This is a genomic window from Kitasatospora sp. NPDC004614 (assembly GCF_042873675.1).
Taxonomy (GTDB): domain Bacteria; phylum Actinomycetota; class Actinomycetes; order Streptomycetales; family Streptomycetaceae; genus Kitasatospora.
The window spans coordinates 56,883-73,006 of sequence record NZ_JBIALR010000001.1 but is presented as its reverse complement, the minus strand read 5'-3'; the positions used below and the strand labels follow the sequence as shown (position 1 = coordinate 73,006).

Genomic DNA, 16,124 nt, shown 5'->3' with positions numbered 1-16,124 from the left:
CGACCGGCCCGCCGGGACGTTCGCGCTCCGCCTGCACCGTGTTCCCGGCCTGGTGGCGGGTGTCGCCGCCGAGAAGCCCCGGGGTACCCCCGTGCGAGGCCGCCGCCGTGGAGAGCGCCGAACTCGGCAACCTGGCCGGCCGCACCGACGGCCTCCTGTCCGACCCCGCTGCCCTGCGTGAGCAGCGGGGACGGACAGGAGGCGACCCTCTCAGGCCTCCACGCCGTAGTACTGGGCGAGGAAACCGATCACGTCGTCGGCGTGCGGGAGCAGCTCCGGCAGTTCCCGGGCGAGCGTTGTGCGGGTGGCCGCGGACAGTTCGGGCAGGCCGGTGGCGGCGCCCTTCACGTAGGGGTCGAGGCGGCGGACGAGTTCGTAGTTGCTCTCCACGTCCAGCTGCCGCATGGCCTTCTCCAGCGGGGGCGCGTCGGCCGGCGGGATGTCGGGCAGGACCCGGCTGACGAAGGTGACCCGGTGCAGGACCCGCCAGCACGGCGGCTTGCGGTCCGACTGACGGGCCTGGCGCAGCGCCGCCGCGTTGGGGTCGTTGCCGTTGTTCAGCCAGGTGGGGTCGACGACCTTGTGGAAGAAGCTGTCGAAGTGCTCGCTGTCCTCACCGAGGTAGAAGCTGAGGAAGCGGTAGGCGTCGACCTTCCCGGGTACCTTGACGGGGTTCCCGTCCTGGTCGAAGACCGGGTTGCGGTCGGTGTCGTAGCTCTGGAGGTTGCTGCTGGGGGCGACTTCGACCTCCAGTCCGAAGGAGCGGGTGGCCTCCTTGCCGCGGGCCCGGGTGGCGGTCATGCCGCCGCCGACGGAGGCGTCGAGCTGGGCGCCGATGCCGATGCCGGCGATCTGGAAGGAGGTGCCGATCGAGGTGCCGACCGAGCCGGAGAGTGAGTACGAGCCGGACGTGGTCTCGCTGACCACGTCGGTGGTCTCGGTGGTCTCGGCGAAGAAGCCGCCGGCGGCGGTCCACACGTAGGTGTTGACCAGGTCGCGGCGGGAGAAGCCCTGTCCGGTGGCGCTGTCGGTGGCGTCCCGGCCGCGGGCCGGGGCGGCGTCCGCGCCGATGGCGCCGCCGAGCACCCGGCCGGCTTTCTGGGCGAGCGGGTCGGGGGCGTGGGTCTCGGTGGAGACGCTGTCGTAGTAGCTGTGCAGGCGCTGCTGGTCGCGCTGAATGCGGCGCTTGAGCGCGTACGCCTCGCGGGGCTTGAAGTAGCTGTACTCGCCGCGGTCGCGGCCGCCCCGGTAGTCGGGGTCGGCGACCTTGCCGCGCTCGTCGAAGCCGACGGTGCCGTCCAGGGTGCCCTGCTTGGTGTAGCGGGGGTTGATCGGGAACGGGACGACGTTCCAGTCCTTGGGGATGTCCGGGTTGGGCTGGATCCGGTAGGCGACCAGGGCGCCGCTGTGTGCCAGGCGCAGCGCGAAGACGTCGGCGGTCTGCGACTGGACGACGGCGAAGCCGGTGTTGGCGGGGACGTAGCGGCGTCCGGCGGTGGGGTTGAGCAGCCGGCCCGGGTCCTCCCAGTGGCCGGTGAGCGAGACCTTGGTGGTCCGGGCGGTGTTCTCGCCCTGGGAGACGGAGGTGTCCTCGGCCCAGCTGTTGGAGAACTCCAGGTTGCCGCGCACGCTCGCCGAGACCCCGCCCTTGGCGATGGACTTGGCGATGCCGAAGCCGAGCGGGGCGGTGATCATCCAGACGTCGACATCGACCTCGTTGGAGAGCGCGAAGCCGAAGGCGGCGTCGACGCTGCGTTCCTTGGCGGAGGACAGCGAGCGGACGACCTGTTCGGCCTCGGTGAGCCTGACCGTGGAGGCGCCCTCGAAGGTGTCGCTGCCGGGGTCGGTCAGTCCTGCGGTGAGGTTCTCCGAGGGGATCGGCGGGGCGCCCTCGACGTAGCCGATGAGCTGGGGGTCGAACTGGATCTGGCTGACCCACTCGCTGACCAGTTCGCCGACCTTGTAGCCGGTGATCAGGTGCCAGCGGCCGTCCTGGAGGTAGCTGTAGGCGCGCTTGAGGACGCCGAAGGCCTCGCCGCGCGAGCCGTACTGCATGTCGGCGTACTCGGCGACCGCCGGGGCGGCGGAGATGCTCTGGTGGAAGGGGGTGCGCAGCCCGGCCAGGGCGGAGCGGACCTGGGCGGCGTCGTTGGAGACGGGTGCGCCGGAGAGCACGGTGCGCGGGCGGGTGGCCGCCGGGCCGAAGTCCAGGTGATTGCCGCGCAGGCCCTCGTCGCGGACCTGGGCGCTGTCCGCCTCGGTGGAGTCCCGGTCGAAGGGCCAGTAGGCGACCAGGTCCTCCTTCTCGCCCTTGAGCCGGGTGAACAGGTTGTCCAGCAGCTGCTCGTGGGTGCGGGCGGTGCGCCAGATCCGCACTTCCTCCAGCACGCCGTCGAAGGCCTCGGCGGGCTTGCCACCCTTGAGCACGGCGCCCAGGGTCAGTTGCGGGTCGCCGCTGTCGGCGAAGGCGGCGGTGTCGGGCACGCCGGGGGTGCCGGCCGGGTCGCAGGCCACGGCGACGCCGTTGCGGTAGAGCCGGAAGACGCTGCCGCGCGGGTCGGGGTTGCGCACCCAGCGGGCGCCGCGCAGCCGGGCCGGGTGCGAGCCGGTGGCGTCGGCCGCCGTGCTGCCCGTGTTCTCCTCGAAGCGCCAGTGCGCGACCAGGCCGCGGTCGCGGGCGGTGACGGCGGTGCCGAGCCGGGCGGCATCCCGGGCGGTGCCCCAGATCCGGACCTCGGCGAGCACCCCGGTCAGCTGCTGTGCGGTGGCACCTTCACGGGCCCGGCCGAGCTCCAGCGGCGCGTCGTTGCCACGCGGCCCGGGGCCCTCGTAGCGGGCGGCGCCGGCCTCCCGGCCGTCCAGGTGGAAGCGGATGTCCTGCCACTCGCGGACGGCGAGCGACTCCACCAGCTCGACGCTCCGGGTGGTCGGCCTGCCGTCGGCACCGGCCACGGTGATCTGCTGGGTGCCTTTCTGCTCCTGCATCGAGCGGCCGCCCTTGCGGACCACGGCGATGCGGTGGAACTGCCCGGCCTTCACGCCTTCGGTGGAGGTGAAGCGCACGGCCCGGCCGTCGGGCTCCTCGAAGGCGAACTCCAGCCGCCCGTCCGGCAGGACGACCAGTCGGTACGGCACGCTGCCGCCGACGCCGTCGGCGGTGCGGCCCTTGGAGAGCAGGCCCTGGGTCTCGCCGAGGCGGTCGACGCGGGCGAACACCTCCAGGGTCAGGTCGTCGGCGATGTCCAGCGCGTCGTCGTCCGGCACCTCCAGGTGGGCTTCGCCGGCCAACTCGACCGCCCAGGACTGCTGGTAGGCCAGCGCGAGGTGGCCCCACTCGCGCAGCGGGAAGGTCTCCCGGCTGACCACCCGCCGGTCGCCGACGGCCGCGACGACCCGGTAGCCGCCGTCCGCGACCGGCGAGCGTGCCGGGACGGGGGTGGGCATGCCCCGCAGTTCGGCGTGCCGGTTGTTGCCGGAGCGGTCGGCGAGTACGGCCTGCGCACCGGGTGCCGGTGCCGAGTACGTCCAGTAGCCGAGCAGCCCCGGCTCGGTGCCGTTCAACCGCCGCCCCTGGTCGGCCCGCAGCTCGTCGCCCCCGCGGGACTTCGACCAGAGCCGGACCTCGTCCAGCCGGACGGAGGCGAACTCGCGGGGATTGAACAGCACCGTGCCCAGTGAGAACCGGCCCTGCCCGCGGTAGGGAGCGTTGGCGGTGCGCCGGGCGATCTCCTGGCCGTCCCGGTAGATCACCTGCTGGCGGGTCTCGCGCTGGAAGACGCAGGCCCAGTGGTGCCACTTGGTGTCGCCGAACAACTGGGTGGTGTCCAGGTCGTCGCCGTAGAAGGCGAAGGTGAAGCGGCCGTTCGAGCGGAAGCCGATGTGCAGGCTCTCGCCGGCCCGCCCCTGGTCTCCGCTGTGGCCGAGCACGTAGTGCGACCGGCTGTCGACCGCGGTGCGCTGGGCCCAGAACTCCACCGTGAAGTCGCCGTCCCCGAAGCCGAAGGCACCGGGCACCACGGCGGCGTCGTCCGCGCCGTCGAAGACCAGCCCGGAGACCGCCTGGGTGCCGAGCAGGCCGAGGCCGTACGGGGCGTCCCCGGCGTTGGCGTGCAGCAGCCGCACCGGGCCCTCGGCCCGCTCCGGGTTGATCCAGGTCTCCAGGGTGAGGTCGCCCGGGGTTCCGGCCCGGGTCAACTGCCCGGCGGGCAGGGCAAGGTAGCGGCCCTTGCCGTCGAAGGCGTAGGCGCGGCCCGGCATGTCGGCGCGCCAGCGCCCGCCGTGGCCGCGCACCAGGCCGTCCGCGCGGCCGAGGGGCAGTTCCGCCAGGCCGCCCGGGTCGACGGTGATCAGCCGGGAGCCCTCGGCGAGGACGGCACCGGGCTGGGAGGACGTGGACCAGCGGTGGTCGTAGCGCACCCGCTGCACGCTCATCCCGGGCTTCAGCAGGGTCAACTCGGCGCCCTTGCCCAGGCGCAGCGACTTCGACCCGGCGGGGTGGCTGCCCTCGAAGCGGAAGCCGTGGCCGCCGACGGTCACGAAACCGGGGCCGGCCAGCGGGGCGAGAGTGCCCTCGCTGAACTGCACCACGTCGCCGTCGATCCGCAGCACCGTGCCGATGGTCACGGGCTGCTCGGCCGCGCCGTTCACCACGGCGGCGAAGTCCTCGGCCCGGCGCGGCAGATGGGACCACTTCTCGGTCTGCCCGTCGTGCCGGATCGTCAGGGTGACCTGCGTCGGTCCGTCCCCGGCCTCGACGGTGATCTCGGTCGGGCCGAGGTCGGTGGCCGCATCCCGGGCGGTGAACGAGACCGTCCGTCCGCCGGAGGGCAGCTGCCGGGAGGAGCGCAGCACCTGGGTGTCGTAGTAGGCGGCGAAGAACTGGCCGTTGGAGCCCCGGAAGTAGAGCACCACGTTGCCGGTGGCGCTGTCCAGCAGGAACGGACGGTCGGCGGCGCGGGCGAAGCCCAGCAGCGCGCCGGAGCCGCTCAGCCCGGTGCGGTCGACGGCGAGCTGCGGCACCGGCAGGGCGATGTCGTCGGAGCCGCGCACGCCGCCGGTGAGCCGGCCCAGTTCGTCCTGTGTGACGGCGAGGCCGGCCTGCTGGGCGGCCAGGTCGCGGCGCAGTTGGCCGAGCCGGTCCTGCTTGGTGGCGAGGAGCTGGAGGCGATCGGTGAGTTCGGCGATCTGCTGGTTCAGCCGGTCGGTGGCGGGGCTGGACTTCAGCGAGTTGTCGATCCGCTCCAGGATCAGGATGCTCTCGCCGGAGGAGTTGACCGCCCCGTAGTCGTACTGGACGATGCGGTCGCCCTGACTGTCCCGGGCCGCGATCGGTTTGCCGCTGTGGCGGGCCACCAGGCTGTTGCCGTTCCAGGTGTCGAGGGCGAAGTGGGTGGCGCCGTTGTCGGCCTCCCGGGGGTACTGGATCAGGGGGATGTCGTTGCCGGTCCTGCGGTCGTCGACGTTCATGTCGAGTCCGGAGTTGGCGTTCCGGACGAAATAGCAGGTGAAGCCGTTGAACGTGGTGCCGGTCGGCTCGAAGGTCCAGACCGTCGACGCGGCCTGCTTGTCGGCGGTGCGCACCAGCGGGGCGACGCGCTCCTTGCTGTCGCCGTTCACCGCGAGGTACTGGTCCTTGCCGTCCTTCTGCAGCTTGAACCGCAGCCGGTAGCGCCAGTAGGCGGGATCGTTCTCCAACGTGGCGCGCGCCTCGGCCCGTTGGCGCTCGACCTCCGGGGTCTCGGCGGTCTCCAGCTGGAGCCGGGTGATCTCGGCCTCGGTGGCGGCGATGTCCCGTCCCAGCCGGGCCACCTGGGCGTCCAGCTCGCCGGCCGCCTCCACGTTCCCGCTGGACTCCGGCGCGGCCAGCACCGGCAGGGTCAACTCCTCGGGGACCTGGGCCAGTCGGCCGTCCCGGCCCACCCCCAGGTCCAGGGTGGCGACGTAGGCCTCCTCGGTGGCCGCGCCGGTCGCCGGGTCGGGCCCGCCGGTGGTGCAGGCCAGCAGCACCCTGGCCTGGCGCTTGACCGGCTTGGCCGACTGGTCGTAGCCGGCCGGCGCGGCCTCCTGCTGGTGGTGCAGCAGCGCGGACAGGCCGGAGACCACCCGGCGCCCGGTGAAGCCGAAACTGCTCCGGCTCACCGCGGAGTCCTCGCCGACCGGGGCCTCGGAGGTGACCCAGGCGGGGCCGCCCCTCAGCGCGGCGTGCCGGGCGTGGTCGGTCTGGTCGCGCAGCGTGGTGCCGGAGCCCTCGTCGAAGCGGTAGTAAACGGCCAGGCCCGGCTCGTTGCCGACCAGGCGGCGGCCGCGGTCGGCGGCGATCTCGGCGCCGCCGCGGGAGCGGTGCCAGATCCGGACCTCGTCCAGCTCGGCGCGCCCGTACGAGCGGATGCCGCGTCCGAGGGTGAGGCCGCCGAGGCCGGCGTAGGGCATCTCGGTGGTGCGGCGGCCGAGTTCGACGCCGTCGCGGTAGACGATCTGCTCGCGGGTGTCGCGGACGAAGACGCAGGCCCAGTGGTGCCAGTCGGTGTCCGTGGTGCGCTGCGGGATGTTCAGGTCGTCGCCGTAGAAGGCGAAGGTGAAGGTGTCGTCGCCGCGGAAGCCGATGTGCAGCGTGCGCAGCCGGACGCCGCTGGTCGCGCCGTGGCCGATCAGGAAGTCCTGACGGCCACCGGTGGCGGTGCGCCGGGCCCAGAACTCCACCGTGAAGTCGCGGTCGGCCAGGTCGAGGGCGCTACTCGGCAGCTCGGCCACGTCGTCCACGCCGTCGAAGCGCAGCGCCGTCCCGGCCCGCCCGCCCTCGTCCGTCGCCGGAACCAGCGGCCGGCCCGTGAACGGACAGGCGCCGGGCGCGCCCTCGTGGACGGCGTCCCGGTAGCGCGGGTCGGGGCTGGTCCAGGCCTGGGTGCCCTGGGTGTTGAACAGGCCGTCCCGGCCGCGTTCGACGCTGAAGCCGTCGATCCGGCCGCCGGCGTCGTTGTGCGCGAAGATCTGCCAGCGCTCCCGGCCGTGCACCGCGGTGGGCACCAGCAGGGCGGTGAAGCGGCCGCCGGAGAGGTTGCGGACGAAGGACAGCTCCTGGGTCGGCTCGACGAACGGCCGCCCTTCCATGTCCTGGGTGCCGAGGCTGTCCTTGGCGGAGTCCGGGCGGCCCTTGTGCCGGCTGCGCCGGTAGCGGACCTCCAGCACCGGCTTCAACTCGCCGCCGGCCAGCACGAAGCGGTCGCACAGCAGGGTCGCGTCGACCACCGCGAGCCTGGCCTCGCCGTCCCTGGCCAGGTAGTCGGTACGGGCCGGGTCGCCCGAGGAACCGGTGCCGTCGGCGAGCCGGAACACCGCGTCGGGATGGTCGGCGCGCACCGACTGGCGCAGCACGTACAGGTGGGTGCCGTCGGAAATCGCTTGGAAGGGGGCGGCGGCGCCGAGCCGGGCCGTGCTCGACAGGAACCGGTCCAGCTCCTGCTCCTCCAGCCGCTCCGCCGCGTCCGCCTCGACCCGCCCGCCGCGCTTGACGACGGGCATCCGCACCGTGCCCGCCACCGCGTAGCCGACCCGCGCCACCTCCGCCGGGAAGCGCAGCGGCAGCGGGTCCTCCGACCAGTACGCCGCGTCCGCCTCGCCCTTCGCCTCGTCGTGCTGCGACAGGTCCAGGACGCTGTAGACGATCCGCCGCTGATCGTCCATCGCGAACGCGACCGTACTTCCCTGGTGCCGAACTGTCGTGGTGTGCACGTAGGCGCGGTCGCTGTAGACCTTGAGCAGATGCTGGTCTTCGGTCACGAAGGGTGCTCCCGGGACGCTGTTTCGCGGTGATGGACTCATGCGCACCCGAGGTCACTGCCAACCCCCGATGTGCACACAGTGCAATCAACCTGTCGCAGAGGATCACCATCGTCAAGGGCGCATTCCCCCCGCCGCGCGCCGGGTGGCCGGCCTCATCCGGAACCGGCACGGCCGCCCCTGGCCCGGTCGGCGGTGCGGCGGCTCTCAGCGGTCGACGCCACCCATCACCGGGTCGATGCTCGCCACCGCGACGACGACGTCCGCGAGCATGCCGCCCTCGCACGTGCTGGCGCGTCCTGCACCGCGTCACCTTCGTCAGCCGCAAACTCCCCGAAGTGATCCCCGCCGACGCGCCCCGCTTCGGCCTGGAGAAGGCCATGCGCGCCGTGGACGTCTCCAGCAGCTTCGAACTCGTCCGCCGCCTGGAGCCCTACGTCGACCCGGCCGCCCAGGACACCGGCGAACTCGCCCGCCAAGTCCGCGAAGCCACCACCCTCCACCTGCCCGAACTCACCGACCACACCGACCAGATCACCCGCTTCATGGCCGCCTACTACGGCCTCGCATGCCCCTCCCCGCACGGCCGCCGGCCACCCCGGCCGGCGGCAACCGGAAGGACAGTCAGGCACGCGGCCCGCCGCACCGCCACCGGGTCTGCCCGCGCAGGTACCGCGTCGGAAGCGACTGCCGGTCCGGCGCGACACCGCGCTGCACCGGCACCGGAACCCGGCAGCCGACCGCGCACCCCACCGTGCCCCGGCCCTGCGCCCCGCCCCGCCCCGCCCCAGAGAATCCGGGCTTGCAGCGGACGTACTCCTCACCCGCGACCTCTTCGAAAGGATCGCCCTGCCCGGAGCGAATCCCACGCCTCCGGCCTGCCGCGTCACCGGCGGCCCGGCCATTCGGGGCGTCCGGACCTGGCTACCTGGCCCGCCAGGCCTCACGCGCGGTCTCGACGGCGTCGACGGCGCGCAGCCATCGTCCTTCGATCCCCTCCAGTACGGTCAGCCGGATCCAGGTCCATCGGAACCACCAGGACAGTTGCCGGAACGGGATGAAGGTCAGAGCGTCCCTGATCGCCGTGTCCGCCACCCCTCCGAGTCCTTCCGCTCGCAGTGCCGCGTAGATGCCGGGAGTCAGGCGGCCCGAAGTTCGGGCGAGGTCGCCTGCGGCCACGCAGGCCAGCTGCCGAACCTTGAACCGGTCGGCTCCCAGAGCACGCTCGACCCTCGCCGCGACAGCCTCGAACCCGTCGCTCGCGAAGACCAGCTTGATCACCTCGGTACCGGCGTCGGGGTCGCCCCGATCGAGCGCGGCGTCGACCGCGGCAAACCTGGGATCGATCCCGTCCTGCATGGCCGGCGTGCCCTCCCTGCTTCGCTCATCAAGCCCTGCCCACTCCTTGCCGGGCGTCTTCGCGGGGTCCGGACCCGCTCCTTCCTGCATGGTGTCGCCTCGGACGGGCCGGTCAGGAGTGGGCGCCCCCGCCCGGCTCGCCTTCGGCTTCGGCCGTGAGGGATCCGCCGTTCCGGATCCGGTGCGCCATCAGGCTGCGGAGGGCGCGAAGGTGCGGCGTCTCGCCGGGCAACGCGGAGATCGTTTCCCCGGTGCGGATGACGACGCCGACCTCGTGGTCGGCCGTGGTGAGGTGGTGGATGTCCCGCCACGGGTGCGCCGTGCCGTCGACGGTCAACGCGGCGGCGCTCAGGGTGAATTGGCCGTAGGTGACCGACTCTCCCCGGTCGAGTCGCTCCTGGGCCCGCGGGACTTCGTAGGCCGCGAGCAGCTCGGCGAACCGGTCCACCTCCCGCTGCCCGAGGAATCCGAGCAGTTTGGTGCCGGCGGGGGAACGCAGCTCCAGGCAGCGGTGGTAGGAGGTTCGTGAACTGCTCCCTTGGCCACTGCTGCTCCTCAGGGCCTGCATGAACTCGAAAGGGACGACGTCCTGCCAGGAATGGGGTTCGCATCCCCGCTCGGAGGCGATGACCATGCCGGACTCGTACCCGTACACGATGGGCGCCCTGGCGGTGTCGCGTCTGTCGCGTCGGACGGTGAGCACCACGACGGCCACCGCCGCGACAAGGAGGACGACTCCCACCAGGCTCGGGGCCGACCCGAAGCCCGTGGCCGCCACCAGGGCGACCCCGAAAACGATGAGCAGGACCGCGCCCATGCACCCGCCGACGAAGACGGCACTGCCCGGCATCTTCTTCCTGGCGACGAACGAACCGAACCCCTCCGCTTCGGCCATGCTCCGCGCCTCCGGCGTATCCTGCTCCGGCTCAGGTGCGTAACCGTCGCGACCAAGCCGAGCGAGGTCCCGTTCACCGTCCACCAGCCCCCACGCCGCCCCAGCGGCCGTCAGCGCGGAGAGCACGATGCCGACCCACAGGAGCTTGTAGTCCTGGTCCGCCCTCCCCAGGTCTCCCGGGTGGGCCGGGTCGACCCGCAGCGTCACAGGAAGAGACCCCCCGAAGTTGCCGTCGCCGAGGTACTCCCGCCCGTTCACGACGTAGGAGTAGTGGCACTTCTGCCCGTGCTCACCGGAGTCCTCGCACTCCACCGTCAGGGCCTGGACCCGAAGCGTCGCGGTGTCGTCGAGGTCACGGCCGTGGAACCAGACGCTGACGGTCAGCGCGAAGGCCACCGCCGCGACGCACAGCACCAGGACCCAGGCGAAGGCGAGGACGGCGGTCGCCCGCCTCTTCACCTCGTCGGCCGGCACCTCGCGGATGCGCCGGGGCCACGCCACGGCCACCGCGACGAGGCCGAGGCCCGTGATCAGCCAACCCGCTTTCCACTGCGGCGAGAACCACGTCCCCGACGCGGTGGCGAGAGCCCCTGCCACCACCACGCACACCGCGGCCACCGCCGCACCGCGCACCGGACCCGGCTCGGCCGACTTCCCCGCACTTCCCTGATCGGTCACAGGATCTCCAAGGTGAGTGCACAGCGCCGGGCATTCGCGGGTGCCGCGAGTCGGGGTACCGATCTCAGGCGTTTCAGCGCGACCAGGCGCAACAGGTCAGATTCCCGGCGGCTCTCGACTTCCCCTCGACCGCTTCGCCGCTCACCCCAATGCCCCTCCGCCGTAAGGCAGTTGTGACAGTCTGGCGCTCGGACAACAACGCGACTCGCCGTCACGGACACTACTGGAAGCCATGCCAATGGTGGAAGTGGTTCCAATACCGGGCGAGTGTGAAGTCGCCCCCGTGGCAGCGAAAGAGTCCTCCCGAACGACGCGACGGGCGGCCGTGAAGCGGCAGGCGATCGTCGAAGCTGCCGAAGCCCTCCTCGTCGCGGGCGGACCGGCGCCCGTGGCCGGGCCCTGGTCGACCGGGAGCTCTACCTGCCCAAGTCCTGGGCCGCGGACCGGGACCGCTGCCGCGCGGCGAAGATCCCCGATGAACGGGACTTCCACACCAAGGGCGACCTGGCCAAGGCCATGGTGCTGCGTGCGCTTGCCTCCGAGCTGCCCATCGCCTGGGTCACCGCGGACTCGGCCAACGGGCAGGAGGGCCGCTTGCGGCGCCTGCTCGAACAGTCCGGCGTCGGCCATGTCCTGGCAGTGCCCAAATCCCAGTTCAGCGCAGGCTGTCCACGCATCGACCGGCTGTTCGCCCGGGCCCCGGCCGAGGCTTGGGGACGGATCTCGTGCGGCAACGGCGCCAAGGGCCCGCGCGTCTACCACTGGGCGGCCGTCCGGCTGCCCGCCGTGGCCGAGTACGACCACCAGGACGAGACCCAGGTCCGTCGGCGGTGGGCACTGGCCCGCCGCAGCCTGACCAAGCCCGACGAGATCGCCTACTACCTTACTTACTCACAACTCGACACGACCGTCGAGCAGTTGGTGCGAGTCGCCGGGACGCGTCGGCCTTCGGTTGACCTCCATGACGGCGCGCACCTCCAGCGCGGGCACCCGGGCAGCACAGAGCAGACCCTGCCATCGTTCGGCGGCGTCAGCGGACGAAGATCCGGTGCGGGGTGTTCGTGGTGGTGGGCTGGTCGCGGTCCACGCGGACGCCCGAATAGGTCTTTGCCCCGCTGCGCACGCCGAAGCTGGCGGCCACGGCCAACAAGCCGGTCACGCCTGCCAAGCCGGCACCCGCGCCGCTGCCGCCGATGAGGCAAGCGATGACAACAAGGCCGATCCCCGCCACGAGCAGGAGCCAGCCGAGCGTGCTGCGGGTCCGCTGCTTCTGCGCGGCGGTCGGCTCGGATTCCAGCACGACCCTGATGGGGACGCGGCAGTCTCCGCACACTACGTCGAGAACCACGGACCCCGTTTCCGGGCGTCGGCTCGCGCCGAGCGGGAACAGGTGCCACTGCGACCGATAGGTCGTACTGCGCAGCCCCTCGGTGCGGGTCATGCTCGTTCGGTGGCCCAGGCGAAACTGTGAGATCTCAGTGGGTACGCTCATGGATCTCGCTCCGTTCTCCCCGTGCACGGTCCCCCACAAGTCCGCGCGAGTCGCGATGCTAGCAGGCGCGCATGTACACGACGAGGCCATCGGGCAACGCCCAGGCGACGACCTCAGCCGCCGGCCGGCGGACCAGCGGATAAAGCACTTCGGCTGGTGATCCGGCGCCACACCAGGTCGACATGCTGGGCGGCTCGGGATGCTGTGGTCGATGCCGGACGCGCGGTTCGAGGCCGGCCTGGACTGGGCGCAGGTCTGGGCGAAGGAGCCTGGCGCCCGTTGCGCCGCCGCCGGTCGCCCGACCCCTGGCGGCACACCCGGCTGCTCCATGCCGCGAAGTGCCCCAACTGTTGACGCCCTCCAGGAGCCGGAACGCTGCGGTGCGCTGCTGGCAGGGATCAACAAGGTTGAGGGGTGAGACGGGAGCGGCTCACGCTCCCGCCGGGATGGCCGCCAGGGTCGCCCTCGCGACGTCCCGGGCCGACGCCTCGCAGTCCGGGTAGGTGTCGCGCTTCAGGTACACCCGGATCACCAGGTTGCCGGCGCGCACGTTGAGCTGGCATTTGGGGCCGGTGGTGGTGGCGTCGAGCCAGTCGGCCTGGTCGCCGAAGCCCAGGCCGGTCTCGGGCCGGTTGCCCGTCCCGGCGAAGTCCTGTTCGGCAGCCCGGGTGCCGTTCTGGGCGCGGGTCGAACGGTACATCTCCCAGGAGATGATGCCGCTCTCGTCCGGGATCGGATCGCCCTGGCGGAGGGGGGCCGTGGGGAACCAGTGACACTCGGTCTTGGCGTGGTTCCCGATGTTCGTGTCCGATCCCTTGTCCGCCCGCAGCTGACCCTTCATCGGAATAACCGGCGCCATCTGCGCGCAGGTCGGCATCGTGTAGTAGGCGTCGGGCAGTTCACTGCCGCCGCCTTTCTGGCTGAGCATCAGGTAGCCGCCGATGCCGAGTCCGGCCGCGAGCAGCCCGCCCACGACCCACCACCTGATATGGCGTGGGGCGCGAGGAGGGGGCGGTGGGGCGGGGAGGTCGGGCACAGTGCGCAGCGCGGTCGGCGGGGCGGCCGCGGTGGGCGGCGCCGGGTGCTCGGCCCCACCGCTCAGCGGCTGCTCGGCGCGGGCCTGCTGCGCCGCCACCATGAGCTGCAGTGGGGGGCGGGGAAGGGGCGGTGCGGCGGGGAGGTCGGGCACAGTGCGCAGCGCGGTCGGCGGGGCGGCCGCGGTGGGCGGCGCCGGGTGCTCGGCCCCACCGCTCAGCAAATGCTCGGCGCGGGCCCGCTGCGCCGCCACCATGAGCTGCACGGCGGGTGGCCACGGCTCGGCCGATGGGGGCACCGGCCCGAGCAGGGCCAGTAGTTCGGCCGGCGTGGGGCGGTCGGCCGGCTGCTTGGCCAGGCAGCGCGCGACGATCCCGTGCAGGGCCGGCGGCAGGGCGGTCAGGTCGGGTTCGGCGTGCACGACGTTGTAGAGCGTCTGCAGGACGGACGGGCCGGCGAACGGGCTGTGGCCGGTCGCCGCCAGCACCAGCACCGAGCCGAGCGAGAAGACGTCGCTCGCCGCAGTCAGCTCCCGGCCGTCCGCCTGCTCCGGCGACATGAACTGCGGAGAACCGATCACCCAGCCGGTGCCGGTGAGCTCGGTGGTTTCCCGCCCCTCCGCCGCGCGCGCGATGCCGAAGTCGATGACCCGGGCCCCGTCCTGGGCGAGCAGCACGTTTTCGGGCTTGAGGTCGCGGTGTACCAGGCCGGCCCGGTGGATCTCCGCCAGGGCCGTTGCCAGGCCGACCGCCAGCCGGTGCAGTGCCGGTCCCGGCAGTGCGCCGGCCTTCCCGACGGCTGCGGCGAGCGACGGGCCGGCCACGAACACGGAGGCCAGCCAGGGCTGTTCGGCGTCCGGGTCGGCGTCCAGTACGGCCGCCGTGTACGCCCCGGAGACCCGGCGGGATGCGGCCACCTCGCGCCGGAAGCGGGCCCGGAAGTCGGGCTCGGCCGCGTGCCGGGCGTGCACCAGCTTCACCGCTGCCGGGCGCCCGTCCGGTGTGACGCCGAGCAGCACCCGGCCCATGCCGCCCCGGCCCAGTTCGGCGAGCAGCACGTACGGTCCGGCCTGCCGGGGCAGTTGGTCCTCTCCGCTCACAGGGCCGCCACCGCCGCCAGGCCCTGGCGGGCCATGTCCTTGGCGAGGTTCTGGCAGACCGCCCCCCTCGGGTAGTGGACGCCCTTGACCATGATGAACATCTCCACGTTGACGTCCCGGACGTACAGCTCGCAGTTGGCGTCATCGGGGGTGGCGTACCACATGCCCTCCTCGCCGACACCGAGGTTCGGGTCGCGCGGGGTCTTGGCGCCGAGGTACATGCCCTCGTAATGCTGCTTCGCGAGTTGGGCACCGGTGAGGCCCCCCGGTCGGGAGAGGAAGAGGTCCCAGTAGACCCCGACCTCGTCGCCCGAGCGGCTGTTCCAGACGCAGGAGTTCGCCGGATGCTGCTGCCCGTCCGGGCCGGGCTCCTGGCCCACGCCGTCACTGTTGCCGCTGGGCACGCCGAAGTCGGCCGGAGCCTTGATGCTGCGGTCGGCCTGCGCGCAGGTGGGGAGGGTCTTGGTGTACTTGTCGGCGACCTCGGCGAGCGGGGTGCTGCCGGGTGTCGGCACGGGGTCGGGGGCCACCGCCTGGTACACCTTGTCCGGGCCGGCTGTCAGCACCACGGCCGCCACTGCGGCGAGCACCACGCAGGACGCGATGACGGGGACGAGCCAGCGGGGGCGGCGGCGCGGGGCGGGGGGCGGCGCGACGGGGGCGGTCATGGTGGGGGCGGTGGCCACGGAGGCGGTCACCGCCGGAGCAGGGGCGGCCATGGTGGGGGCGGTGGCCACAGAGGCGGTCACCGCCGGAGCAGGGGCGGCCGGGGGCGCGGCCTGCGCCAGCCGGGCCGCGGTGCTTCTCTTCTCTTCGATCTGCGCGTACACGCTCGCCGGCCACGGGCGTGCGGTCGGGGCCAGCGGGCCCACCAGCTCCAGGAGCTGACCGGACGTCGGCCGGTCGGCCGGCTCGTTCGCCAGGCACGGGTCGACGATCCGGCGCAGCCCGGCCGGGACCGCGGCGAGGTCGGGCACGCCGTGCGCGACGGCGTGCATGACGGCGAGCGGCGAGTCACCGGCGTACGGGCTACGGCCGGTGGCGGCCGTGACGAGTGTGACGCCGAGCGAGAAGACGTCGCTCGCCGGCCCCGGCTGCTCGCCGCGCACCTGCTCGGGCGACATGAACGCGGGCGAGCCGATCACCGCTCCCGTGCGGGTGAGCACCGTCTCGTGGTCGGCGGCGCGAGCGATCCCGAAGTCCACCACCCGGACGCCGTCGGCCGTCAGCAGGACGTTCGACGGCTTGAGGTCCCGGTGCACGAGCCCGACCCGGTGCACCTCCGCCAGCGCCTGCGCGAGCCCGGCAGCGAGCAGGCGCACCGTCTGCTCGGGCAGCGCCCCGCCCGCCTCCAGCGCCTCGGCGAGGGTCGGCCCGGCGAGGAAGAGCGAGGCGAGCCAGGGGGTGGGCGCATCGGGGTCGGCGGCGATGACCGGTGCGGCGTACGCCCCGGAGACCCGGCGGGATGCGTCCACCTCCCGCCGGAAGCGGGAGCGGAACCCGGGGTCCTCCGCGAGGTCGGCGTGCACCCGCTTGATGGCGACGAGCCGCCCGTCCGGCGCCACCCCGAGCAGTACCTGCCCCATGCCGCCCTGTCCGAGCACCCCGGCCGTGCGGAACGGTCCGATGTGCGTCGGGTCGTGAGATGCCAGTGATTGCACGCCAGGTCCCCCTTGCCCGTGAGTCTAATGCCTTGCCGCTTGGCCGCCTGCTAGATGGGTCCCGAGCAGGCGGCCAACTCCTTTCACTCAAGCCAAAGTTGATCCCGAGCCCGGCATCCAGTACGCACT

Annotated in this window: 6 protein-coding genes and 2 pseudogenes; 1 reads left to right on the top strand and 7 read right to left on the bottom strand. The window is 72.7% G+C overall.

The genetic code is table 11. The features are described from left to right. Positions 1-210: 210 nt before the first annotated feature. The 4 genes and pseudogenes from ACFYST_RS00320 to ACFYST_RS00305 all read right to left on the bottom strand — a co-directional run bounded on the left by ACFYST_RS00320 (position 211) and on the right by ACFYST_RS00305 (position 10,708). Positions 211-7,776: a LamG-like jellyroll fold domain-containing protein gene (locus ACFYST_RS00320; protein WP_387858790.1), complete on the bottom strand. Its 7,566-nt coding sequence runs from the start codon at positions 7,774-7,776 to the stop codon at positions 211-213. 207 nt (positions 7,777-7,983) lie between these two features. Then, positions 7,984-8,070, bottom strand: a pseudogene (locus ACFYST_RS00315) (hypothetical protein); the annotation flags it as partial. 630 nt (positions 8,071-8,700) lie between these two features. Then, the gene (locus ACFYST_RS00310) at positions 8,701-9,225 is read right to left on the bottom strand and encodes a hypothetical protein (protein ID WP_387858788.1); all 525 of its coding nucleotides are present in this window, start codon (positions 9,223-9,225) and stop codon (positions 8,701-8,703) included. Positions 9,226-9,247: 22 nt separating this feature from the next. Beyond that, positions 9,248-10,708 (bottom strand): hypothetical protein, encoded by a 1,461-nt coding sequence (locus ACFYST_RS00305; RefSeq protein WP_387858786.1) that lies wholly within the window; start codon positions 10,706-10,708, stop codon positions 9,248-9,250. 399 nt (positions 10,709-11,107) lie between these two features. Between ACFYST_RS00305 and ACFYST_RS00300 the strand changes: the two are divergent. After that, positions 11,108-11,350: pseudogene (locus ACFYST_RS00300) on the top strand (transposase); the annotation flags it as partial. A 388-nt stretch (positions 11,351-11,738) separates the two neighbouring features. On the opposite strand, the gene ACFYST_RS00295 reads toward ACFYST_RS00300, so the two are convergent. The 3 genes from ACFYST_RS00295 to ACFYST_RS00285 all read right to left on the bottom strand — a co-directional run bounded on the left by ACFYST_RS00295 (position 11,739) and on the right by ACFYST_RS00285 (position 15,995). After that, a complete protein-coding gene (locus tag ACFYST_RS00295; protein ID WP_387858784.1) occupies positions 11,739-12,149 on the bottom strand; it encodes a hypothetical protein in 411 nt (136 codons plus the stop codon). Positions 12,150-12,630: 481 nt separating this feature from the next. Then, entirely contained in the window at positions 12,631-14,334 is a 1,704-nt protein-coding gene (locus tag ACFYST_RS00290) for a serine/threonine-protein kinase (protein WP_387858783.1), read from the bottom strand. Beyond that, the gene (locus ACFYST_RS00285; RefSeq protein ID WP_387858781.1) at positions 14,331-15,995 is read right to left on the bottom strand and encodes a serine/threonine-protein kinase; all 1,665 of its coding nucleotides are present in this window, start codon (positions 15,993-15,995) and stop codon (positions 14,331-14,333) included. The genes ACFYST_RS00290 and ACFYST_RS00285 overlap by 4 nt, the downstream gene beginning before the upstream one ends. Positions 15,996-16,124: the final 129 nt, after the last annotated feature.

Bases quoted from the DNA above. Each gene is read 5' to 3' on its own strand.
- ACFYST_RS00310 (WP_387858788.1), bottom strand. From the start codon at position 9,225: ATGCAGGAAGGAGCGGGTCCGGACCCCGCGAAGACGCCCGGCAAGGAG.
- ACFYST_RS00295 (WP_387858784.1), bottom strand. From the start codon at position 12,149: ATGACCCGCACCGAGGGGCTGCGCAGTACGACCTATCGGTCGCAGTGG.